Source organism: Nocardia sp. NPDC004568 (assembly GCF_040609955.1).
GTDB lineage: Bacteria > Actinomycetota > Actinomycetes > Mycobacteriales > Mycobacteriaceae > Nocardia.
This window is the reverse complement of the sequence record NZ_JBEXLL010000037.1, coordinates 25719-49507: the sequence shown is the minus strand read 5'-3', so window position 1 is coordinate 49507 and position 23789 is coordinate 25719. Positions and strand designations below refer to the sequence as shown.

The window sequence follows — 23789 nt, the reverse complement described above, 5'->3', positions numbered from 1 at the left end:
GAAGCGGGAATGCCCGTGGCGGCACCGCCACGGGCACCGTACTCAGTGGGCGAAGTGCCGGGACCCGGTGAAGTACATGGTCACACCGGCTGCCCGCGCGGCATCGATGGTGTCCTGGTCACGCACCGAGCCGCCCGGCTGGACGATCGCCCGGATACCGGCCTCCAGCAACAGTTGCGGGCCGTCGGGGAACGGGAAGAACGCGTCCGAGGCGGCCACCGAGCCCGCGGCGCGATCACCGGCCCGCTGGACGGCGAGCCGTACCGAATCGACCCGGTTGACCTGCCCCATACCGACGCCCACCGACGCGCCGTCATGGGCCAGCAGAATGGCGTTGGATTTCACGGCCCGGCAGGCGCGCCAGGCGAATTCGAGATCGGCCAGGGTCGCCGCGTCCGCGGCCTCACCGACCGCGAGCGTCCAGTTCGCCGGATCGTCACCGTCGGCGTCGATCACATCGCGCTGCTGTACCAGCAGCCCGCCGCTCACCGGCCGGTGTTCGGCGCCCGCCGGCGCCGGCGCCTCGGCGACAAGGATGCGGATGTTCTTCTTGCGCTGCAGTACTTCGACGGCGCCGTCGGCGTAGGAGGGTGCCACGATCACCTCGGTGAAGATCTCGGCCACCTGCTGGGCCATCGCCACCGAGACCTCGCGGTTGGTCGCGATGACACCGCCGTAGGCGCTCACCGGATCGCAGGCGTGCGCCTTGCGGTGTGCTTCGGCGATATCCGCGCCGGTGGCGATACCGCACGGGTTGGCGTGTTTGATGATCGCCACCGCGGGCGCGGCGTGGTCGTAGGCGGCCCGGCGCGCGGCATCGGCGTCGGTGTAGTTGTTGTACGACATCTCCTTGCCGTGCAACTGCCGCGCCCGCGCCAGCCCGGGCCCGCCGTCACCGTCGGTGTACAGCGCGGCCCGCTGATGCGGGTTCTCGCCGTAGCGCAGGACCGCCGAACGGTCCCATACCGCGCCGATCCAGGACGGGAACTCGTCCTCCTCGACGGTCTTCTCGACCAGCGTCGACGCCATCCAGTTCGCGACCGCGACGTCATAGCTCGCGGTGTGCTGGAAAGCCTTGGCGGCCAGCGCGATACGTTCCGACAGCGTGAACCCGCCGTCGGCGACGGCCTTACGGACCTCGTCGTAGTCGCCGGTGTTCACCACCACGGCCACCGACGGATGGTTCTTGGCCGCGGCGCGCACCATCGACGGGCCGCCGATATCGATCTGTTCGACGCATTCGTCCGGGCTCGCCCCGCTCGCGACGGTCTCGCTGAACGGATAGAGGTTCACCACCACCAGCTGGAAGGCCTCGATACCCAGTTCGGTGAGCTGGCCGAGGTGTTCGGCCTTGCGGGTATCGGCCAGAATGCCCGCGTGCACCCGAGGATGCAGCGTTTTGACCCGGCCGTCCAGGGTTTCCGGGAACCCGGTCAGGTCCTCGACCTTGGTCACCGGGACACCGGCGTCCGCGATCCGCGCCGCGGTCGACCCGGTGGACACCAGCTCCACCCCCGCGCCGTGCAGCGCGGTCGCCAGCTCGACGAGCCCGGTCTTGTCGTAGACGCTCACCAGCGCCCGGCGGATCGGCGTGCGTTCACTCACCGGAGAACTCGCTCATCAGGGATAACTGCCTTTCGTCCATCGGAGACAATTCCGCGGGTCGCGACGGCGGCGACAACCTCCACCAGCAACCGTCGCTCCACGACTTTGATGCGCTCGTGCAACGCGGCCTCGTCGTCGGCCGGATCGACCCGGACCGGCTCCTGGGCCAGGATCGGGCCGGTGTCCACGCCGGCGTCCACCAGATGCACGGTGGTTCCGGTGACCCGGACCCCGTAGGCGAGCGCGTCCCGCACCCCGTGCGCACCGGGGAAAGCGGGCAGCAGGGCCGGATGGGTGTTGATGATCCGGCCGCCGAAACGATCCAGGAACACCGGCCCCAGCAGCTTCATGAAGCCCGCGCAGACCACCAGGTCGGGCGAGTATCCGGCCACTGCCTCGGTGAGCGCCACATCCCATGCGCCGCGATCGGCGTGATCGCCGACCGCGACCCGGAAGGCGGGCACACCCGCCGCCGCCGCGTGTTCGACGGCGGGGCACTCCCGGTCGACGCCCACCGCGTGGATCCGCGCCGGATACCCGGGGTCGGCCGCGGCGTCGAGCAACGCGCGCAGCAGTGAGCCGGTCCCCGAGGCGAGTACGACCAGGCCGGCCGGGGTGGAATCGGTGGGTTCCGGGGCGGTCAGGGCTCTACTCCTGGAGTTCGAAGGAACGACGGGCGGGGTCCACCCGCCGGCGGGAACGAACCCGCGGCACGGATAGAGCCTAGTAGACGCGGTCGGGCCCGCCTGCGGCGGCAGTGAGCCGGGGGCCTGGAGCGAGCGAACGCGGTCAGGTCCGGCGCGGGTCCCCGTCGTCTCCGTCCAGCGCGTCCGGCTCGACCACTTCCGCGTCCACGATCTCCGGCGCCGCCTCCGCGGCGGCGACGGCGTCCGCGGCGGATCCACGCGGCGGATCCTCGACCACCTCGGCCTCCAGCGGGCGTTCGGGCCCCGGCGATTCGGCGCGCGGCCGGTCGAGCAGACCCGCATAACGGTCGGCCGGATCGGTGGCGGAATCGCCCGGCAGCTCCGGGAGCCGCCGCTCGGGCAGCGCGCGGTCCGCCGGAGTCCGGCCGCTCTCCTGCTCGCCGGGGTAGTAGTCGTCGTCGTAATCGATATCGTCCGGGTCGAAGAGCGCGTCGGGATGGCGCATCAGCGGTGTGGGGAAAGAGACGACGAAGGTCCGCGCGAACAGCAGCCCGGCGTAACCGGGAATCGCCAGCCAGGCGAACACCGCCAGGGCGAACACGGGCAGCTCGAGGCCCAGCCGCCCGAAATTTCCCAGTTCTCCGCCGGACAGCGCCGCCAGCGCGGTGAGCGCCGCGCTCGCGAGCCCGGCCGCGGCGAGCAACGCCCAAGGGGCGCCGGGGCGGTCGTAACTCACCCGGGCCGATTCCACGCCCCCGTACACGCCCACGGCAGCCGGCACGAGCAGCAGCACGGCCCACCAGAGCTCGGCCGGACCCGTCGGTACCGCGGCCAGTACCGGCACCGCGGGAATCGGCCCACCGACCACGGTGAACACCCCGACCGAGGCATCCCCGAATTCGACGCCCGGACCCACCAGCACCCCGACCCCGGCCACCACCGCGTTCGGCAGGTACAGCAACGAGAGCAGAGTGAGCCCGAGTACGTCGACGATCCCCTCCGCGGACCCGTAGGTCTCGCCGACCCGCGACCAGTGCGCCAGCAGGGCCGGCACCAGCAGCACGGCCGCGGCGGCCAACAGGCGCAAGACGGCCCGGCCCGCGACGTAGGCGGCGGCGATCACGTCGTAGGGCAGGCCCTCGAAGAGACGTTCCCGGCACCGGAAGGCGATACCGCACAGCACGGCGGTGAGATGCAGGAGCAGTGCCCAACCGAAGGCGGTCAGCGGGTTGGGACGTTGCAGGGCAATGGATCCCGACGCGTCCTCGGTGACCGCCAGGCAGACGGCGGTGATCAGCAGCGGGCCCCCCATCGCGGCGCCGCACAGCCAGCCCAGTTCCGCCCGGGTGGGTTCGGTATCGGTGGCGGCGACGGCTTCCCGGGCCGCGGCCCACAGCAGCAGCGCGGTCGGCAGCACCGGAAGCAGACCCACCGTGGTACTGCCGATGAGCAGCGGCACCTGGTGCGCGGCGAGCCAGCCCGCGGCCACCGCGCCACTGAGACCGGTGAGATCACTGCCCGCGGTGAAAAGGGTCACCAACATGGTGACCACGACAACGGCCAGGGTGAAGGCGGCGGGCCGGAAGGCCACGAAGAGAAGCGCCCGCGCACGCTCGGGCGGTAGTGAGAGAAAACCCGGCTCGTCACCGGAACGCGTCGAACTCCTGCGTGCCCCCCGGAGCGGGTGGTTCGACGAGGTACGCGGGGAACTCATGGATTTCAGAGTGGCAGCCGCCCCGGCGCGGACGCTTCAGGCGCGCCGCGCCGGGCGCTGCCGGTGCTCACTTCTGGTCGTCGGACTGCCGGAACGCGCGGGTGGCGTCGGCGGCCGGATCGGACGGCTGCTCCCCGCCGAACGGCTGGGCCTGCTGACCCGGCTGTTGCGGCTGCTGGCCGTAGGCCTGCTGCTGCGGCTGCTGACCGTACGGCGAGGGCTGCTGGCCACCGGCGTACGGCGACTGCTGCGGCTGCTGGCCGTAACCCTGCTGTTGCTGCTGGGCGTAACCCGGCTGCTGACCATAGGCCGCCTGCTGCTGACCGTAACCCGGCTGCGGCTGCTGACCGCTGCTGTACTGCTGGCCGTAGCCCGGCTGCTGACCGTAGCCCTGCTGCTGGCCCTGGTACTGCTGCTGACCGTAACCCTGCTGCCCGCCGGGGAATCCGGTCTGCGCCGCCGGACGAGCGGCCGGCGGGGTGAGGATTCCGGACTCGAACAGCACGACCGCCACCGCGAGTCCCGTCTGAACCAGCGCCAGCACCAGGATCAGATAGAGCCCGATCTCGGCCTTCGCGCCGTCCGGCAGGCTGAACAGCTGGAACAGGATGGTGACGAAGGTTCCGGCCGCCACCGCGGCCGCCGCGCCGACCCAGTTCTGCTTGGGCAGCAGGGACAGGCCCGCGAGGATCGCGGCGATCAGCAGCAGTCCGCCGATCGTGGCTTCCTGGTACTCGAACAGGTTCAGGCTGGTATCGGCCGAGGACGGCAGATCCATATCGGTATCCGCGCCCACGTAGGACAGGAAGCCGAGCAGGAAGGCGATCACGCCTACCGCGGCCACACCGATGGTGAGGAAGAACGGCAGTCCTTTCCCGTCGGCCCCGGCGGCGCTCCCACCACCGGCCGCCTGCTGGCCGGGGTTGGGCGGAACGGAGGGCGGAACGGGTGCGTTGTACCCGGAGCCCCCGGTCGGGTATGACATGTCGTCATCTCCTAGGTCGAGTAATACGTACTTGACGGCTGAATTCTCTTCGACGCTACTGCACGCACGCGCAGAGGTCATCACCGAAGGATCCGGCCGTGGACGGCTCGATTACGCCACCGATACCGTCCACGCACCGTATTCCCGCTCGGTGCGCGACAAATCACAGAGGCCGCCCGCGCGAGCGGACGGCCTCCCGGAGTTCGGCGCTGCTACCGGATCAGGCGGAAACGGCCGCCTTCTCCAGGATCTCGCGCGCCAGGGCGGCGGTCTCGGACGGCGTCTTGCCGACCTTCACGCCCGCGGCCTCCAGCGCGTCCTTCTTGGCCTGCGCGGTACCCGAGGAACCGGAGACGATGGCGCCCGCGTGGCCCATGGTCTTGCCCTCGGGGGCGGTGAAACCGGCCACGTAGCCGACGACCGGCTTGGTGACATTGGCCTGGATGTAGGCCGCGGCCCGCTCCTCGGCGTCGCCGCCGATCTCACCGATCATGACGATCAGCTCGGTCTCCGGGTCCTTCTCGAACGCCTCGATGGCGTCGATGTGGGTGGTGCCGATGACCGGGTCGCCGCCGATACCGATGGAGGTCGAGAAGCCGAAGTCACGCAGCTCGTACATCATCTGGTAAGTCAGGGTGCCGGACTTGGACACCAGGCCGATCGGGCCCTTGCCGGTGATGTTGGCCGGGGTGATGCCGACCAGCGATTCACCGGGGGTGATGATGCCGGGGCAGTTGGGGCCGATGATCCGGGTCTTGGCGCCCTTCTCCACGTTGTAGGCCCACGCGTAGGCGGTGTCCTGAACGGGGATGCCCTCGGTGATCACCACGAGCAGCGGGATCTCCGCGTCGATGGCCTCGATGATGGCGTCCTTGGAGAACTTCGGCGGGACGAACGCGATGGAGACATCGGCGCCGGTCTTCTCGATGGCCTCGGCCACCGTGGCGAAGACGGGCAGCTCGACGGCGTTGCCGTCCTTGTCGGTGTGCGAGACGGTGGTGCCCGCCTTACGCGCGTTCACACCACCGACGACCTGGGTACCGGCCTTGAGCATCAGCGCGGTGTGCTTGGTGCCCTCGCCGCCGGTGATGCCCTGGACGATGACCTTCGAATCCTTGTTGAGGAAAATAGACATAGTTCTTTTTGTCCTTTACTGGGCGTGCCCTGGTAGGTCGACTCAGCGGGCCGCGAGTTCGGCGGCCTTGTCGGCGCCTTCGTCCATGGTCTGCGCCAGCGTCACCAGCGGGTGCGCGGCCTCGGCGAGGATCTTGCGACCCTCCTCCACCCGGTTACCGTCCAGGCGGACCACCAGCGGCTTGTTCGCTTCGTCGCCCAGGATCTCGAGGGCCTTCACGATGCCGTTGGCGACCGCGTCGCATGCGGTGATACCACCGAAGACGTTGACGAAAACGCTCTTCACCTGGGCATCGTTCAGGATCACGTCGAGGCCGGCGGCCATGACCTCGGCGGAGGCGCCGCCACCGATGTCGAGGAAGTTGGCCGGCTTGACACCGCTGTGCTTCTCGCCCGCGTAGGCGACGACGTCCAGGGTGGACATGACCAGACCGGCGCCGTTGCCGATGATGCCGACCGCACCATCCAGCTTGACGTAGTTGAGGTCGTTCTCCTTGGCCTTCAGCTCCAGCGGATCGGTCGCGTCTTTGTCCGCGAACTCCGCGTGGTCGGGGTGCCGGAACTCGGCGTTCTCGTCCAGGGTGACCTTGCCGTCGAGCGCCAGGATCTCGTTGTCCGGGGTGCGGACGAGCGGGTTGACCTCGACCAGGGTGGCGTCCTCGTTGACGAAGACCTCCCACAGCTTCTGGATGGTCACCGCGGCGGCGTCCAGTACATCGGCGGGCAGGTGGCCCTGTTCGGCGATCGAGCGGGCGAACGCCAGGTCGACGCCCTTCACCGCGTCGACCGGGACCTTGGCCAGCCGGTCGGGCTTGGTGGCGGCGACCTCTTCGATCTCCATACCGCCCTCGACCGAGCACATGGCCAGGTAGGTGCGGTTGGTGCGATCGAGCAGGAAGGAGATGTAGTACTCCTCGGCGATGTCCTTCGCCTCGGCCACCAGGATCTTCTTGGTGATGTGACCCTTGATGTCCAGGCCGAGGATGTTCTGCCCGTGCGTGAACGCGTCGTCCGGGGTGGCCGCGTACTTCACGCCACCGGCCTTGCCGCGGCCGCCGACCTTCACCTGGGACTTGATCATCACCGGTTTGCCGATTTCCGCGGCGATCGCGCGGGCGTCCTCGGCAGTGTCGGTCACGCGGCCTTCCGACGAAGGCACCCCGTGCTTTACGAAGAGCTCCTTCGCCTGATATTCGAAGAGATCCATGTACTCACCGTCTCGTCTGCGTTGCTATGACAACGTCTTTGTTGGCGGCCCGACGTCGGTAGCGGGTCGTTCGGACTCTAACCACTCACAGGCACGCCCGATCGGGCACGTTCATCCTAAGTGGCGCAGGTCACGAGCCCTCCGGCGGGGAGGGCAAAGCCGCAGGCCAAGGCTACCGGCGAGTAGCTTCCGGACGAGCCGCAGGCGGTGCGCGGCGACCGTCCGCGCCGGTGAGCCGATCGCGACCCGGAGATCACAGGACAGCGCGTCCGACCGTGAGGCCCACCCGACTCGGGAAACGTGATCAATGTCACAGTAACGTTTGAAAACGTCCTACCGCTTGCCGCGTCGCAATCGTTTCGTTACCGTCGAACGGTCGATGTCACAGGCCGATCACAAACGTTGCACAGCGTGTGTGCTTGCGCACTCGGTTGTTCCGCGAGTAGAGATCTCCGTGATATTGCTCCCTGAGCAGGTTTAGAGAGGACGGCAGCTTGACGCAGCACCCCGCTCCGCAGTCGCAGAGCCGTTCGGCAGCAGCCTTCCCGGCCCCGCAGTCCGTGATCACCGGCCAGGAGTCCGGCGCCCGTCGGATGCGAACCGGCCGATGAACCACCGCGGCACCCTCGACGCCCATCCCGACGGTCGCGCCCGGCGCCGGCACGAGAACGCGCAGCCCGCCGAAGCGGCCCAGTCGTTCAACGCTTTCGGCGCACCCGGCGACAGTCGGACCCGCAGGCGCCCGCTCAACACGGCCGCCGCCTCGGCCGCCGCCGACGCCCACCGCACCGCCGCCGACGACTTCTGGGCGACCAATCAGGGTTGGGCCGATTCCCGGGCCGACAGCTGGTCCGATGGCGAGCAGCAGGCCCAGGACAACTGGCAGCAGGGCGGGTGGCAGCAGAACGACAAACCCGTCTGGCACAGCGATCCGAACTGGAACACCCACCAGAGTTGGGGCGAGGCGCAGTCCTGGTCCGACGCACCGACGCAATCCTGGCCCGAGCCGGCACCCTACGAGCCGGGCGGCCGCGCCGAATCCGACCACTACGCCAGACCCACGACGATCGCCGAGGCGCTGGAGAGCGCGCCGGTCGCCGACGAGGTCCCCGAAGAAACCCGGCAGTCGCGCTCCCGCGGCGCGCATCGGGTAGCCGCCCCGCCGTCCGCGCTCAAGGGCCGCGCCGCGGTCGTCGCGGTGGCCGCGGGCGCCGTGGTGGCCGCGGGACAGTGCGCCACCGCCGAACCCACCGAACAGAAACACGCACAGCAGGCCACCGACTACGAGGCCGCCGGATCGGTTCACGAGATCGCCGCCCAGTCGATGGCCACCGAGGATCCGGCCGCCGTATCGAACACCGCGTCACCGCAGATGCTCGGCGGGAACCTTCCGGTCGACACCAGCCGCTTCGGCGAGATGCTGGCCAACGGTGCCCAGTTCGCGGAGGATCTGGCCCAAGCCGAAGAAGCGAAGTTCCGGCCGCTCTTCGCCAAATTCGCCAACGGTGCCTACACCTCCGGCTTCGGCGCCCGCTGGGGCGTCCAGCATCTCGGAATCGACGTGGCCGCGCCGATCGGCACCCCGATCTACGCGGTGGCCGACGGTGAGGTCATCGATGCCGGGCCCGCCTCGGGTTTCGGTATGTGGGTGCGTCTGCTGCACGCCGACGGCACCATCACCGTCTACGGACACGTCGACACCACCACCGTCTCGGTGGGCGAGTACGTGTTCGCCGGAGATCAGATCGCCACGGTGGGTAACCGTGGGTTCTCCACGGGACCGCATTGCCATTTCGAGGTGTGGCTCAACGGCAGCGACAAGATCGATCCCGTGCCCTGGCTGGCCACCCGGGGAATCAGCCTCACCGGCAACGGTGACTGACCACCTCCGCCCGCCGGGTGTCACCCGGATGAACCGCGGAACACCCGGCCGCGGTTCGCTTTCACGGTGCGGCGGCGATCGCCAGCCCGATCAGCGTGATCACCTTGGCGACCTCCAACCCGATGTACCAGTAGTGCGCTGTGGAACGCGGTAGCTCCTCCCCCGCGAGCACCCGATCCGAGCGGCGCGACAGCGGCGGGCGTACCACTGCCACCTGAACAGTCAGGATCAGCGCCGCGAGCACGAGCCATACCCACACCGCTGCGGCGGGCGCCAGCACCACGGCCGCCACCAGCACCAGCGCCGCGAGCACGGCCTCCACGGTATTCAGCGCCCGGAACACCAACCGCCCGATCCCCAGCCCGAGTTCGGTGGTGACCCCGGGCGCACGGAACTTCAGCGGCGCCTCCAGGAACGAGATGGCCAGCACCATGCCGAGCCAGAGCATCGGCACGAACCACATCACATGCTGCGCGACGGACTCCATGACCGGAACCTACCGCGCGGCCGGGCCCCGCGGGTGCGCTACAACTTCGTCAGGGTCTGGCTGAATTTCGGGATGAGCCGGATGGTGCCGCTGGTCCCGAAATCGATGGTCACACTGGCCATATCGCCGACCCCGTCCGCGGCGACCACCCGGCCGAGGCCGTACTTGTCGTCGCTGACCCGGTCGCCGACCGCGAGCACCAGGCCGACATTGTTGCGGGATACGCCACGGCGCGCCGGGCGCGTCTCCCGGATGCCGGGCCGCGGCTCCCGGGACTGCGGCCAGCCGCCCGTCCAGTCCTCCTCGCCCGCCTCGGCGCCGCGACGGCGGCCGTACTGCGCCGGAGCCGAGGACCGTTTGGGTTCCAGCCGCTTCCAGTCGATCAGATGATCCGGGACCTCCTGCAGGAACCGGGATTCCGGATTGAACACCGGCTGCCCCCACGCCGAACGGACCACCGCGCGGGTGAGATACAGGCGGCGCCGGGCCCGGGTGATCCCCACATAGGCCAGCCGGCGCTCCTCGGCCAGCTCGGCGGGATCGCCGAGGGCCCGCAGATGCGGGAACTGGCCGTCCTCCCACCCGGTCACGAAGACCACCGGGAACTCCAGCCCCTTGGCGGTGTGCAGGGTCATCATGGTGACCATGCCCGCGCCTTCCTCGGGTATCTGGTCGGCATCGGCCACCAGCGAGACGCGTTCCAGGAATGCGGCCAGCGATCCGGGTTCGGGTTCGCCCTCACCCGTTTCCGGCACCAGGCCCTCGGCCCGGGCGGCCTCCAGGGCGTTGCGCGCCTCGGAGCTGAACTCCCGGGCGACGCTGACGAGTTCGTTCAGGTTGTCCAGCCGCGCGCCGTCCTGCGGATCGTCGGAGGCCTCCAGTTCCGCCCGGTAGCCGGTACGGTCGAGTACCGCCTCGACCACCGCGCCCACATCGGGGAAATCGACCTCGTCCAGCGCCCCGGCGGCCCGGATCTGCTCGAGCAGCGCGACGAATCCGGCGATGGCGTTGCGCGCCCGGGTGTTCAGCAGCGCGACCTCACCGGCGGCAGCGTCGCGCAGCGCCTCGGCGAAACCGATACCGCGCTGTTCGGCGTGCACGGCCACGCAGGCCTCGGCCCGGTCGCCGATACCGCGGCGCGGGGTGTTGAGGATCCGGCGCAGGCTCACCGCATCGTCCGGGTTCTCCAGGACACGCAGGTAGGCGACGATATCTCGGACTTCTTTGCGCTCGTAGAACCGGACCCCGCCGACCACCTTGTAGGGCAGGCCCATCCGGATGAAGATCTCCTCCAGCGCCCGGGAGTTGTTGTTGGTGCGGTAGAACACCGCGATATCGGAGTAGGCGGCCCCGCCCGCGTCCACCAGCCGGTCGATCTCGCGCGCGACGAAGGCCGCCTCGTCGTGTTCGTTGTCGGCGACGTAGCCGGTGATGAGTTCCCCCTCACCGGCGTCGGTCCACAGCCGCTTGTCACGGCGGTTCGTATTGCGCGCGATCACCGAGTTGGCCGCGGACAGGATGTTCTGCGTGGACCGGTAGTTCTGTTCCAGGAGGATGGTCTCGGCATCGGGGAAATCGCGTTCGAATTCCTCGATATTGCGGATGGTGGCGCCACGGAAGGCGTAGATGGACTGATCGGCGTCACCGACCACGCAGAGTTCGCTCGGCGGCACCGTATGCGCGTCGGGCTCCCGGGCCTCGGTGGCGGGTGCGGCAGCCGCGGCGCCGGCGTCGGTATCGGCGGCTTCACCGGCCGTCCCGGCTCCCGCGCCGTGATGCCCGACCAGTTCCCGCACCAGCACGTACTGCGCGTGGTTGGTGTCCTGGTATTCGTCCACCAGGACGTGCCGGAAGCGGCGGCGGTAGTACTCGGCGACCTCGGGATGCCGTTGCAGCAGGGCGACCGTCTCGCCGATGAGATCGTCGAAATCCAGCGCGTTCGCCGTGCGCAAGCGCCGCTGGTACTCGGTGTAGACACGGGCGACCACGCGCGGCAGTTCGGCGTCCTCGAACTCCGCGTCGCTGCTCGCCTGCTCCGGGCCGACGAGTTCGTTCTTCAGATTCGAGATGGCGGTCGCGAGCAGCCGCGGGGTGTACTTCTTGGCGTCCAGTTCCAGATCCCGGCCGATCATGGCGAGCAACCGCCGGGAATCGTCGGCGTCGTAGATGGAGAAGTTCGAGTTCATTCCGGGAAGCAGCGCCGACTGGGTGCGCAGGATCCGCACACAGCTGGAATGGAAGGTCGACACCCACATACTCGCGGCACGCGGACCCACCAGGTCGATGACCCGCTCCCGCATCTCGGCGGCGGCCTTGTTGGTGAAGGTGATGGCCAGGATCTGCCCGGGGGTGGCTCCGCGCGCGGCCAGCAGGTAGGCGATCCGGCGGGTCAGCACGGCGGTCTTGCCCGAGCCCGCCCCGGCCACGATCAGCAATGGCGACCCGGTGTGCAGTACGGCGGCGCGCTGCTGCGGGTTGAGGCCCTCCAGCAGCCGGTCGGCCTCCTCCGCTCGGCGCTGCGCGCCATCGGTGCGCTGCTGCGTCTGCTCGGCCTGCACACGCTGCCGCAGCGCGGCCAGACCGCTGGGCGCACCGGGCTCGCGGCCACCGGGCACCGTCGTGCGCCGGTCGGCACCGGATAGCTCCAGGCCGGGCAGGGCCGCAGCCGCCGCGCCGGGCTCCGGCGAGCCGGCGGCGGAGGTGCCGACACGGGAATTGTGCGAATCCGAACGAAGTGCTGCCGCGGTGGTGTCCATCGTCTGTTCACGCTACCGCCGCGACCCGACACGATCGAACACTCGGCCGAATTCGTCGCCGGCGGGCGGGCTCGGCGGGGAGATATCCCCACCAGTGAGCGTTTTGCATACATCGGTTACCGTGGCAAACTGGCAATATGGTTTGCCCTTCAGCGAAACATCCGCGCCGGTTGTGTGGACAGCTGGGCCGCAGACCGGGCACCTGAGGCCCGCACGGGGCAGGTGAGGGGGAACGGCATCACCAGACCCGCCGGGTCTTTTTCACGCGGTGGAGGAGCTCTGGATCGGTAACACGACGCGCCTCGGCGCCGATCCAGGTTCTGACACGAGGAGATGAGAAATGAGCACACCCGCTACGGCGACCGGGTCGGGTTCGACTACCGACACGGACTCGGAGCTTCCTCGGACCGAAGCCGAGATCGAAAAGCTCCGTAAGGAGATCGACCGGCTGGATGCGGAGATCCTCACGGCCATCAAGCGCCGGACGGAGATCTCGCGGGTCATCGGACGGACCCGGATGGCCTCCGGGGGTACCCGCCTGGTGCACAGCCGGGAGATGAAGGTGCTGGAGCGCTTCAGCGAGCTCGGCCAGGAAGGCCATACCCTGGCGATGCTGCTGCTGCGTCTCGGGCGCGGACGTCTCGGCCGCTAGGTCCCAACAGAACCGACGCGGCGGCCCGCAGACCGCCGCAACCTCACGAACCGCCCCGGGTGACCACGCCCCAGGGCGGTTCGTACTGTCTGTCACGTCATAGCGATGTACTTGGTCGACAGGTATTCCTCGATTCCCTCGGTACCACCTTCCCGGCCGAACCCGGACGCCTTGACGCCGCCGAACGGGGCCGCCGGGTCGGAGATCACGCCGCGGTTCACTCCCACCATTCCGCTCTCCAGCCCCTCGGCCACCCGCAGCGCCCGGTCGAGGTCCCGGGTGTAGATATAGCTCACCAGCCCGAACTCGGTGTCGTTGGCGGCGGCCAGGCCCTCTTCCTCGGTATCGAAGGCGACGATCGGCGCCACCGGGCCGAAAACCTCCTCGCGGAGGATCCGCGCCTGCGCGGGGATATCGGTGAGCACCGTCGCCGGATAGAACCAGCCCGGGCCGCCCGGAGCCTTCCCGCCGACCCGGACCGACGCGCCCGCGCCGACCGCGTCGTCGACCAGGTCGGACACGGTGTTCAGCTGGTCCTCGCTGACCAGGGGGCCGAGCGTGGTGTCCGGATCGGTTCCCGGGCCCAGCCGGACCTGCGAGTTGATCGCCGCCACGAACTTCTCGGTGAACTCCTCGACCACCGCGCGGTGCACATGGAAGCGGTTGGCCGCGGTGCACGCCTCACCGCCGTTGCGCAGCTTGGCCAGCAGCGCCCCCTCCACGGCGGCATCGATATCGGCGTCGTCGAACACGACGAACGGCGCGTTCCCGCCGAGCTCCATCGACGTACGCAGCAGGCCGGACGCGGATTTCTCGACCAGGGTACGACCGACCTCGGTGGACCCGGTGAAGGTCAGCTTGCGCAGCCGGGGATCGTCGAGCAGCGGCTGGGTGACCGCGCCGGACCGACGGGAGGTGATCACCGACAGCACACCGTCGGGCAGGCCCGCCTCGGCGCACAGCTTCGCCAGCAGCAGCATGGTGAGCGGGGTCGCCGAGGCCGGTTTGACGATCATGGTGCAGCCGGCCGCCAGCGCGGGACCGATCTTGCGGGTACCCATCGCGAGGGGGAAGTTCCACGGCGTGATCGCCAGACACGGACCGACGGGCTGCTTGTGCACCAGGATGCGGCCGGTACCCGAGGGCGCGTGCAGGTAGCGGCCGTGGATACGCGCGGCCTCCTCGCTGAACCAGCGGAAGAACTCGGCGCCGTAGCGCACCTCGTTACGGCTCTCCGGTAGGGCCTTGCCCATCTCCAGGGTCATCAGCAGGGCGAATTCCTCGGCGCGCGCGGTAATGCGTTCGAAGACCGTTCGCAGGATCTCACCGCGCTCGCGGGCCGGAGTCGCCGCCCAATCGGCCTGAACCGCCACCGCGGCGTCCAGGGCGCGCACCGCGTCCTCCGGGGACCCGTCCGCCACCTCGGCCAGCACCTCGCCGTTCGCGGGATTGTGCACCGCGAAGGTGCCCCCGCCGGTGGCGTCGACGGGGCCGCCGATCCACAGTTGCTTCGGGACGGATGCGAGTACTTCGGTTTCCGATGCCATACCGGCCAGCCTAAGCGCGGAACCGGTAGAAGGCGGCTGTGTTTATCGGCGGCGCCTCCGGCGCCGCGGGTCGGGGCCCGGTGACCCCGGCTTCTTCACTCCGCCGCTCGGTCGCTACGCTCCCTCCCTCTGTCCCTCCAGAACCGGGGGCGGGCCCCGACCATTGATACCGACCCTCCGAAGTAGGAGCGAGGTGAATGCAGACGCGGGCAATGACCGGCCCGAGTAGGTTCACGACGCTCGCTCGCCCCGGAACCCGAGCCCCGGCCCCGAACCGCGAACGCCGACATCCCGAGGAAGGACGGAAGCAGGATATGGACATGCGCCCTACCGGCCCGGGCAGGTCCAGAGATTGCCAATGCTCGATGGACGGTCGGCGGCACGCGCTTCAGAAGCGGCGGGCCCGTCACGAAGGCCGGCCATCCGGACTGGATGCCAGTGCGCGCGGAGGTGCGCTCGGACCGCAGGAGTTACCGGTGGGCAACCGCCTTCGCTCCGGTCCGCCCGGCCGCCCGGGACCCGCCGCGGCCCCGGCCGCGCCTGCGTCGGGCACCGGCGGGTTGTACGCTCGGCCAGTGTGAGCGTCGACATAACCGCATCGGCGGCATGGCAGAAATTGCGCGATCATCACACTGCGATCGCCGCCCTACAACTGAGGGACCTGTTCGCCGAAGATCCACCGCGCGGCCGCGATCTCACGCTGACCGCGGGTGAGCTGCGGATCGACTACAGCAAGCATCGCGTCACCCGGGAAACCCTGCAATTGCTGGTGGAACTGGCCCGCGAAGCAGGCGTGGAGACGCAGCGCGACCGGATGCTGCGCGGCGAGCACATCAACACCTCCGAGGACCGGGCCGTCGGGCATACCGCGTTGCGGTTGCCGAAGGGCAGTTCGCTCACCATCGACGGCGAGGACGCGGTCGCCGCGGTACACGAGGTACTCGACCGGATGGGCGCCTTCGCCGGCTCCGTGCGTTCCGGCGAGTGGCGCGGCGCGACCGGGCAGCGGATCCGCACGGTGGTGAACATCGGTATCGGCGGTTCGGATCTCGGACCTGTGATGGTGCATCAGGCGCTGCGGCACTACGCGGACGCCGGTATCGGCGCCCGGTTCGTCTCCAATGTGGATCCTGCCGATCTGGTGGCCACACTGGCGGATCTGGATCCGGCGACCACCCTGTTCATCGTCGCCTCCAAAACCTTCTCGACCCTGGAGACGCTGACCAACGCGACCGCCGCCCGCCGCTGGCTGGTCGACGCGCTCGGCCCGGATGCCGTGGCGAAACATTTCGTCGCGGTGTCCACGCACGCGGGGCGGGTCGCCGAGTTCGGTATCGACACCGCCAACATGTTCGGCTTCTGGGACTGGGTCGGCGGCCGCTACTCGGTGGATTCGGCCATCGGCCTGTCGGTCATGGTGACGATCGGTCCCGCCCGGTTCGCCGAATTCCTGGCCGGCATGCACGATATGGACCGCCATTTCGCCACCGCGCCGCTGACGGAGAACGCGCCGGCGATGCTGGCACTGCTCGGCGTGTGGTACGCGAACTTCTTCGGGGCACAGTCGCGGGCGGTACTGCCGTACTCCAACGATCTCGCCCGCTTCCCGGCCTATCTGCAGCAGCTCGCGATGGAGTCGAACGGGAAATCGGTGCGCGCGGACGGTTCCCCGGTCACCACCACCACCGGCGAGATCTTCTGGGGCGAACCCGGCACCAACGGTCAGCACGCCTTCTACCAGCTGCTGCACCAGGGCACTCGGTTGATCCCGGCCGATTTCATCGGCTTCGCCCGGCCCACCGACGATCTGCCCACCCGCGACGGCACCGGCAGTATGCACGACATCCTGATGAGCAATCTGTTCGCGCAGACCAAGGTGCTGGCGTTCGGCAAGACTGCCGAGGAGATCGCCGCCGAGGGCACACCGCCGGACCTGGTACCGCACAAGGTGATGCCCGGAAATCGCCCCAGCACCACGATTCTCGCGCCCCGGCTCACCCCCGCGGTCTTGGGCCAGCTGATCGCGCTCTACGAGCACCAGGTGTTCGTGGAGGGTGTGATCTGGGGTATCGACAGTTTCGACCAGTGGGGCGTGGAACTGGGCAAACAGCAGGCGCTGGCACTGGCGCCGCTGCTCACCGATCCGGACGAGCCGGCACCGCAGGGCGATTCGTCCACCGACGCGCTGATCCGCTGGTACCGCGCCAACCGCTGACCTTCACCACGGCCGGATCGGCAGGCCGACCCGCGCGGCGGTCGCGGTGACCAGCCGGTGCAGGGCCGCCGCGTCGGCTGTGCGTTCCGGATACAGACTCGCGACGGTCAGGATGTAGTCGTCCCGGAAACGGCACAGGTACCCGGACAGCCGGGTGCGTGGCCGCCGAGCGTAGTCGAGGCCGGGATGGACGGCCCGGGTCGCGATCCCGGTGCACTCGTGCGGTCCGAGGGCCGACAGCGCCGGCGGGATCGGGCCGATATTGGAACACAGGATGTCGCGTTCCCCCGCTCCCCGGGACAGCAGATGGGCCACCCGGTCGGGCACCAGGTAGAGGAACTCCTCGGGCACTCCGCGCGGGCCGGACATGCGCCGCTCATAGGCCGACCGGCTCGTCGCGCGGATATCGGCCGGACCGTCGTCCGGGGTCACCGCGATCTCGGTCACCGCCAGATCGTTGTCGATCCGGGGTTCGTCCCGTGTGTCCACGGGCAGGCTCGCCGCGATCTCGGCGGCGGGAAAACCCGCGGCCCACAGTATGTTCGCGACGAGCCAGATGAACAGGCTGTTGGCGGTACCGCCGTATGCCGCGGCCACCGCGTCCCAGTCCGCGACCGGGCACCGGAAGATCAGCGCCGGTTCGTTCAGTTCGGCGAACGTGGAGGTTCCGGCGGTCTCGGTGAGACCGGCGATCGCCGCGGGAACCGATAGTCCGGCAGCCCGGAGTGGCTCGTCGGGCTGTTCGGTAGCGGCGGTCGAAGCGGCGACCGCGGGAGATTCGGCTCGGGCCGGCGGGCCGGCGGACGCGCGATGTGGATGCGGCACCGGATCCGAGAGGGCGGGGCGGAGTGGGCCGCCGGGTACTGCGCCACCGCCTCCGGCAGCCGGTCGCCCGCGGCCCGGCCCGCGGGCGCCGCGCGATATCCGGGCGGCGGCGCGGACACCACCGAGCCCGACCGTCGCCCAGGTACGGGCCGCATCGAGCCAGTCCGAATCCGGGCCACCGTCGGCCGCTTCGTCCCCCCGGCCACGCGAACGCTGCCCCGCGCGGCCGGCGTCCATCGCGTCCAGTGCTCGTTCGACGGCGATGATCAGCCCCCGGGCGTCGGCGAGAACGTGGGAGCAGGTGAGCGCCACGATCGTGCCCCCGTCGGTGAGCGGCGCCGCGGACAGCCGCCAGCCCGGACCGTGTTCGGGATCCAGGTCCGCACCGCACGCGTCGGCCCAGTGCGGGATCTCGGCCGGTGCCAGCGCCGCACAGTGCCGGTCGAGTGGATGAGCGCGGTCGTTGCGGTGCCACCGCGCCCGAGCACCCGGCACCCGGGGACGGACCACCCGGCGGCCGAGCGGCCCGGTGCGCAGTTCCTGGTGCAGCCGGGCGAGCACACCGGGGTCCACCGTCTCCGCGGTGCGCCACAGGCCCTGAAGCGCGATCGGGGTGCCGAGCCCCTGATGCGATCGCAGGAAGATCTCGTCGACAACGCTCAATCGGCGCATTCGCACAGGTTAACCCTCGTTTCCCGAACACCGCCGGACAGGCCGGCCGCCTCGCCCGGGCCATCCGGCCCGGCCGGCGCGATGACCGACCCGTCGATACCGACCGGTCCCGATCCCCGCAGGCCCATCATGTGACGTGGGACGCATAATCGATGGATGCTCACGCACGAGGTTCTCAACCAGGTCCCGCCGATCACGCCGTTCGATGTCTCGCGGGACCCGGCGTTGCTGGAGGGTCTGCACCGGGAGGGCGCCGGATGGGCGGAGGCGGAAGTGCACGAACTCGGCGCGCTCGCCGGGAGCGAGCGTGTCCAGGAATGGGGCCGCCTCGCCAACGAGTACCCGCCCGTCCTGCACACCCACGACCGCTACGGCAACCGCGTCGACGAGGTCGAATTCCATCCGTACTGGCACGACCTGATGACCGTGGCGGTCGAACACGGACTGCACGCCGCACCATGGGCCGACGCCCGGACCGGCGCCCACGCGGCGCGGGCGGCCAAGTTCTACGTCTGGGGCGCCGCCGACGCGGGGCATATGTGTCCGGTCTCGATGACCTACGCCGCGATTCCGGCGCTGCGGCACAACCCGGAGCTCGCGGCGCGCTACGAACCGCTGCTCACCGCTCGCACCTACGATTTCGGCCTACGCGAACCGTCCACCAAGGCCGGGCTCATCGCCGGTATGTCGATGACGGAGAAGCAGGGCGGGTCCGATGTGCGGGCCAACACGACCACCGCGACCCCGCAACCCGACGGCACATACCGGCTCGTCGGGCACAAGTGGTTCACCTCGGCGCCGATGTCGGATATGTTCCTGACCCTGGCGCAGGCGCCGGGCGGGCTCTCGTGTTTCCTGCTGCCGCGGGTGCTGCCCGACGGTTCCCGCAATCCGATCCGGTTGCAGCGGCTCAAGGACAAACTGGGCAACAAATCGAACGCGTCCTCGGAGATCGAGTACGAGAACGCCACCGGCTGGCCGGTCGGCGCGGAGGGCGCCGGGGTGAAAACCATCATCGAGATGGTCAATATGACCCGTCTCGACTGTGTGATCGGTTCCGCGGTCGGGATGCGCACGGCGGCCGTACGCGCGGTGCATCACGCCCGCCATCGCCAAGCGTTCGGCGCGGCGCTGGTCGACCAGCCCGCGATGCGCAATGTGCTGGCCGATCTGGTGCTCGAATCCGAGGCCGCCACCACGGTCATGCTGCGGCTGGCCGGCGCCACCGACCGCGCCGCGACCGATCCGGGCGAAGCCGCGCTGCGCCGGATCGCGCTCGCGGTCACCAAGTACTGGGTGTGCAAACGCGCGGCCACGCACGCCGCCGAGGCGCTCGAATGTTTCGGCGGGAACGGTTACGTCGAGGAATCCGGTATGCCGCGGCTGTACCGGGAGGCGCCGCTCATGTCGATCTGGGAGGGTTCGGGCAATGTGGCCGCGCTCGACGCCCTACGCGCGATGGGCACCCAGCCCGAAACCGTGGAGGCGTATTTCGCCGAGGTGTCCCGGGCGCGCGGCGAGAACCCACGTCTGGATCACGCGATCGACCGGGTCGGCAAGGAACTGGCCGATCGCGGCGATATCGAGTACCGGGCGCGGCGGGTCGTCGAACTGATGGCGCTGGTCCTGCAGGGTGCCCAGCTGGTCCGGCACGGCCATCGCGCGGTCGCGGACGCCTTCTGCGCGTCCCGGCTCGGGGCGGACTGGGGTGCCGCGTTCGGGACGCTGCCCACGGGCGTGGATACGACGGCGATCATCGAGCGGGCGTTCGTCTGAGCGGCGTCAGCCGACCGGCAGCACCTTGCCGAGGAAGGTGAGAGTGCGGTCGAGGCCGCCTCCCTCCGCCAGGTCCGCGTGGCCGGCCTCGAGGAATTGGACCGCGTGCTCCGTGCCGTTCGCGACGAACTGCCCGACCAGCGCGAGAGTCAGCGGTAACGGGACGGTGATGTCGTAGACCCCGTGCACGACCAGGATCGGATCCTGGTAGCCGCTGATCGGCACGCTCATGTAGTCGCGCATCATCGGCGCGAGATCCGGATCGTTCAGCGGCCGGGAGACCAGGGACCCGATCTCCGTGGTGTCCAGCATGGCCGAGGCCTGGGAATTGCAGTTGGTGCTGAGCCCGGCGATGAACCGGCGGCCCTGCGGAGTCAGGAAATCGCGGACTTCGGGGCCCAGCCGGGCGCCGACCATCCCGGCCAGCACCATGGGCGCGTACCGGCCCACGTACCCCGGCAGCTCGGGCTGATCCGGGCGCGAACGCAGGAAGATGCTCTCCAGATTGCTGACCGGGGCCAGGGCGGCGGTACCGCGGAAGTCGAGCTCCGGGGCGTACTCGGGGGCGAGCCGGCCGGTGCCGAGCGCGGCATGACCGCCCTGCGACCACCCGGCCACCGCCCAGCTCGGGGCCAGTCCGGGATAGGCGGAGCGGGCGGCGCGCACCGCGTCGATGGTGGCGGTGGCCTCGCTCGTGGTGTGCAGATACGGATGCGGACCCGGCGAATTGGGACTCAGGCCGATGTAGTCGGGGGCGACGACGGCGTATCCGGCGTCGGTCAGACGCGCCACGGTGGGCCCGGTTTCCTCCTCGAGCTCGTCGTAACCGGTGAGACCACATTCCTGCGCCAGCCCGGAGGTGCCGTGGTCCCAGGCGACCACCCGGCGGCCCCCGTCCGGGACCGGCCCTTCGGGGATGCGCACCAAGGCGGCCGCGGGAACGAGTTCACCGCCGGGGCCGGTGGTGACGTATTCGATACGCTGCACACCGCCGAGCCCGGCCCACGGCCGGCCGAGCGGTTCGGCCGAGAGCAGCCGGCCCGGGTACCAGGACGCCTCCGCCCGCGCCACGACTCTCGGCAGTCCGGCCCCCAGCGCCGCCACCAGTGTCAGTACTGCCGCGAAAGCTCGGGCATAGCGGACCATTGCTCTGTGCTCCTCTGTCGTGCGGCGGATCATCGTGCGTGGTGGCCGGCGGTCCGGGAGCCGCGCCCGCCGGTACGGCGCCCCCAGGGCGCCGGCCGTACTCAGCGAGTCGGTGGGGCGATCTGCCAGTGCCGCTCCAGGGCGCCCGCGATCTCGGGCAGCACGGTGATCGGAACTTTCTTGTGGCGCAACATCGTGCGTATCTCGTCGACCTGTTCGCGCTTACGCAGATCGTAGGCTCCCGAGACCGGCCCGCGGACCGGTGGAATGGACAGCAGCACGAGTTCGCTGTGCGGTTCCGCACCGCCGGTCAGGTCCAGCGCGAGGGACCAGCGCGCGTCCTCGTCGAGGCCGAAACGGCCGGCCACCACCCGCTCCCACTCGATACTGGTGGCCGACCACGGCGTCCGCCGGTGGATCTCCTGCTCGGTGAGGATCACCGTGTCCCGGGTGAACAGCGCGAACAGCGCGGCGACGGCGAGTATCGCGCCCAGAACGATCCCGGTGAACACCCGGGCGGGCCCGAACAGCAGCACCGTCGGAACGGTCACCGCCACCACCACCGCGACACCGGCCAGGCTGTAGGCCAGCACCCGACCGGTGGGCACGACTCCAGCGTGCACCCTCTGCATACCGACTCCGTTCACCCCGCGCACTGGCTGGCCACACCGTACCGGACACCGGTGGCGGCTCCGCCGATGCCGGTCACCCGTTCAGAACAGCGCGACGGCGGCCTCGGCCGAGTACACGTGGAAGGTCAGGCTCTGCTGGAAATAGAGGTGGACCGTCTCGGCGTCGTGGGCCAGGTAGCCGATGGACAGATCCTGTCCCACGGTGAGATCGAAGTCACCACCGCGGGTGGTGAGCACGAACGCTCCGTCGATGGCCGGCGCCCAGATGATCTCCCCCTCGGGAACCAGGCGTTCCAGATGGGTGCGCAGCGGATGACCGTGGTTGGAGGTCTCGCTGACCTTCGTGTAGAGGTCGGCGCTCAGCAGCACCGAATACGGTCCGTCGACACCGGCCAGCCGCAACTGGCTCACCGCCAGGGCGATCACCTCGGGTACGCCGAACACATCGTCGGGCAGCGCGATCGACCGATTCGACGAAGCGGCGCGGATGCCGGTGATACCGGCCGCCGCGTACCCCTCGAATACGGCCCGGTCCTCGGCGAACGCGATAGTGCGCGCGGCGTCCTTCACCGGGTCCAGGTCGGTGTCCTGGGCACCGCGTTCGACATTGTCGAGTTCCTCGCGCGACAGGGTGAACGGCACCCGCAGCTCGACCAGCGGCGCCACCACCCGCTGCCGCGCCTGGACACCGTCGTGCGGTGCGGCGATCGGCGTCGTATGACCGAGCCCGCGGGCCGAATAGTCCGTACCGTGCGGACCCGACAGGTCGACCACCCGGCGGCCGGCATTGTGCCGTTTGAATGTCCGCGTGGCCTCCTCCTCGATCACCGCCCAGGCCGCGTCGGTGATCGGCGCGAGTTCGCGATGCAGGTTGTTCATACGGTGCTGCTCCTTTTCAACGTGCCGATACCGAGGGAACCGTCGGCGGCCGGCGGCGGGCCCGGATCTGCCGCCGCGGCTTCCTCCGGCGGGTCGGGCAGATCGTCGGAGAAATCCTGGGGCGGAACGAAGAAGAGGGTGCCGGTGACCGCGGTGGAGAAATCCAGGATGCGATCGTGGGTGGCCTCGTCGGTCCCGAGGAACATCCGCTCGAGCATGATCTCGGTGGTCCGGGGGGTCGCCGAATAACCGACGAAGTAGGTGCCGAACTCACCGTCGCGGACACTGCCGAACGGCATGTTCGCGCGCAGGATCTGCCGTTCGGTGCCGTCCGGCTCGATCACCTGATTCACCGCGATATGGGAGTCCGGGGGTTTCACCTCGTCGGCGAGTTCGAAATCCTCGAGTTTGGTGCGGCCGATCACCCGTTCCTGCTCCTGCACCGGCAGCGCCCGCCAAGCGGTCAGATCGTGCAGGTATTTCTGCACGATCACATAGCTGCCGCCGGTGAAGTCCGGGTCACCGTCCCCGATCAACGCGGCCCGGCCGGCGGGCGTATCCGGCAGACCACCCTCCGGGTTCTCGGTGCCGTCGACGAAACCGAGCAGGTCCCGTTGTTCGAAATAGCGGAAGCCGACCGTCTCGTCGACGATCGTGCCGACAGCGGCCAGCCGGTCGCCGATCGCCATGGCCAGTTCGAAACAGGCGTCGTGCACTTGGCCGCGGATATGGAAGAGCAGGTCACCCGGCGTGGCGGGAGCCCGGTGCAGCGGCCCCTCGTACCCCGGGAACTCGTGCAGTTCGGCCGGGCGGGATCCGCCGAACAGCCGGTCCCAGGCAGTGGAGCCGATCCCGGTGATACACCCCAGCCCGGCGCCCGGCAACCGGAATCCGATGGCCCGGCGCAGACCGGGCAGTTCGGCGAGCAGATCCCGTGCCGCCGCCTCACCACCGGGGTCGATGGTGGCGACCAGGAAATACGCGGCCGGGGTGAGTGGTTCGAGAATCGGCTGCGGCTGCCCCATAGC

Annotated in this window: 18 protein-coding genes; 4 read left to right on the top strand and 14 right to left on the bottom strand. The window is 69.6% G+C overall.

Annotated elements, in window-relative coordinates:
• Window positions 1-42 precede the first annotated feature (42 nt).
• The 6 genes from purH to sucC form a co-directional block, all read right to left on the bottom strand.
• Window positions 43-1605, bottom strand: a complete 1563-nt coding sequence (gene purH / locus ABZV91_RS18080) for a bifunctional phosphoribosylaminoimidazolecarboxamide formyltransferase/IMP cyclohydrolase (RefSeq protein WP_355242615.1) — start codon at window positions 1603-1605, stop codon at window positions 43-45.
• Window positions 1602-2249, bottom strand: coding sequence for a phosphoribosylglycinamide formyltransferase (gene purN / locus ABZV91_RS18075; protein ID WP_355242649.1), 648 nt, complete (start codon window positions 2247-2249; stop codon window positions 1602-1604). Before purN ends, purH begins: the two co-directional genes overlap by 4 nt.
• A gap of 145 nt (window positions 2250-2394) precedes the next feature.
• On the bottom strand, window positions 2395-3966 hold the full coding sequence (locus ABZV91_RS18070) for a DUF6350 family protein (protein ID WP_355242612.1): 1572 nt from the start codon (window positions 3964-3966) through the stop codon (window positions 2395-2397).
• Between the two features lie 67 nt (window positions 3967-4033).
• Window positions 4034-4951, bottom strand: coding sequence for a DUF5336 domain-containing protein (locus tag ABZV91_RS18065; RefSeq protein WP_355242609.1), 918 nt, complete (start codon window positions 4949-4951; stop codon window positions 4034-4036).
• 220 nt (window positions 4952-5171) lie between these two features.
• Window positions 5172-6086 carry a succinate--CoA ligase subunit alpha gene (gene sucD, locus ABZV91_RS18060; RefSeq protein WP_355242606.1) on the bottom strand — a complete coding sequence of 305 codons (915 nt, stop codon included), beginning with the start codon at window positions 6084-6086 and terminating at the stop codon, window positions 5172-5174.
• 42 nt (window positions 6087-6128) lie between these two features.
• A complete protein-coding gene (gene sucC / locus ABZV91_RS18055; RefSeq protein ID WP_355242603.1) occupies window positions 6129-7292 on the bottom strand; it encodes an ADP-forming succinate--CoA ligase subunit beta in 1164 nt (387 codons plus the stop codon).
• Between the two features lie 607 nt (window positions 7293-7899).
• Here sucC and ABZV91_RS18050 point away from each other — a divergent pair.
• Window positions 7900-9174 (top strand): M23 family metallopeptidase, encoded by a 1275-nt coding sequence (locus ABZV91_RS18050; protein ID WP_355242600.1) that lies wholly within the window; start codon window positions 7900-7902, stop codon window positions 9172-9174.
• A gap of 61 nt (window positions 9175-9235) precedes the next feature.
• Here ABZV91_RS18050 and ABZV91_RS18045 read toward each other — a convergent pair whose 3' ends face one another.
• Window positions 9236-9661: a hypothetical protein gene (locus ABZV91_RS18045; protein ID WP_355242597.1), complete on the bottom strand. Its 426-nt coding sequence runs from the start codon at window positions 9659-9661 to the stop codon at window positions 9236-9238.
• Window positions 9662-9699: 38 nt separating this feature from the next.
• Window positions 9700-12417, bottom strand: a complete 2718-nt coding sequence (gene pcrA, locus ABZV91_RS18040; protein ID WP_355242594.1) for a DNA helicase PcrA — start codon at window positions 12415-12417, stop codon at window positions 9700-9702.
• A 340-nt stretch (window positions 12418-12757) separates the two neighbouring features.
• Here pcrA and ABZV91_RS18035 point away from each other — a divergent pair, with 340 nt between their 5' ends.
• The gene (locus ABZV91_RS18035; protein ID WP_030522366.1) at window positions 12758-13069 is read left to right on the top strand and encodes a chorismate mutase; all 312 of its coding nucleotides are present in this window, start codon (window positions 12758-12760) and stop codon (window positions 13067-13069) included.
• 92 nt (window positions 13070-13161) lie between these two features.
• Here the strand turns inward: ABZV91_RS18035 and ABZV91_RS18030 are convergent, their stop codons facing one another.
• Window positions 13162-14616, bottom strand: a complete 1455-nt coding sequence (locus tag ABZV91_RS18030; protein ID WP_355242590.1) for an NAD-dependent succinate-semialdehyde dehydrogenase — start codon at window positions 14614-14616, stop codon at window positions 13162-13164.
• Window positions 14617-15193: 577 nt separating this feature from the next.
• On the opposite strand from ABZV91_RS18030, the gene pgi reads away from it, so the two are divergent.
• Entirely contained in the window at window positions 15194-16831 is a 1638-nt protein-coding gene (gene pgi / locus ABZV91_RS18025) for a glucose-6-phosphate isomerase (RefSeq protein ID WP_355242587.1), read from the top strand.
• 3 nt (window positions 16832-16834) lie between these two features.
• Here pgi and ABZV91_RS18020 read toward each other — a convergent pair whose 3' ends face one another.
• Window positions 16835-18328: a hypothetical protein gene (locus tag ABZV91_RS18020; protein ID WP_355242584.1), complete on the bottom strand. Its 1494-nt coding sequence runs from the start codon at window positions 18326-18328 to the stop codon at window positions 16835-16837.
• A gap of 156 nt (window positions 18329-18484) precedes the next feature.
• Between ABZV91_RS18020 and ABZV91_RS18015 the strand changes: the two genes are divergently transcribed.
• Window positions 18485-20104: an acyl-CoA dehydrogenase family protein gene (locus tag ABZV91_RS18015; RefSeq protein WP_355242581.1), complete on the top strand. Its 1620-nt coding sequence runs from the start codon at window positions 18485-18487 to the stop codon at window positions 20102-20104.
• A 6-nt stretch (window positions 20105-20110) separates the two neighbouring features.
• Here the strand turns inward: ABZV91_RS18015 and ABZV91_RS18010 are convergent, their stop codons facing one another.
• The 4 genes from ABZV91_RS18010 to ABZV91_RS17995 all read right to left on the bottom strand — a co-directional run bounded on the left by ABZV91_RS18010 (window position 20111) and on the right by ABZV91_RS17995 (window position 23786).
• Window positions 20111-21250 carry a lipase family protein gene (locus ABZV91_RS18010; RefSeq protein WP_355242578.1) on the bottom strand — a complete coding sequence of 380 codons (1140 nt, stop codon included), beginning with the start codon at window positions 21248-21250 and terminating at the stop codon, window positions 20111-20113.
• Between the two features lie 101 nt (window positions 21251-21351).
• Window positions 21352-21882 carry a hypothetical protein gene (locus tag ABZV91_RS18005; RefSeq protein ID WP_355242575.1) on the bottom strand — a complete coding sequence of 177 codons (531 nt, stop codon included), beginning with the start codon at window positions 21880-21882 and terminating at the stop codon, window positions 21352-21354.
• A gap of 81 nt (window positions 21883-21963) precedes the next feature.
• Entirely contained in the window at window positions 21964-22761 is a 798-nt protein-coding gene (locus tag ABZV91_RS18000) for a family 1 encapsulin nanocompartment shell protein (RefSeq protein ID WP_355242572.1), read from the bottom strand.
• A complete protein-coding gene (locus tag ABZV91_RS17995; RefSeq protein ID WP_355242569.1) occupies window positions 22758-23786 on the bottom strand; it encodes a Dyp-type peroxidase in 1029 nt (342 codons plus the stop codon). The genes ABZV91_RS18000 and ABZV91_RS17995 overlap by 4 nt, the downstream gene beginning before the upstream one ends.
• Window positions 23787-23789 lie beyond the last annotated feature (3 nt).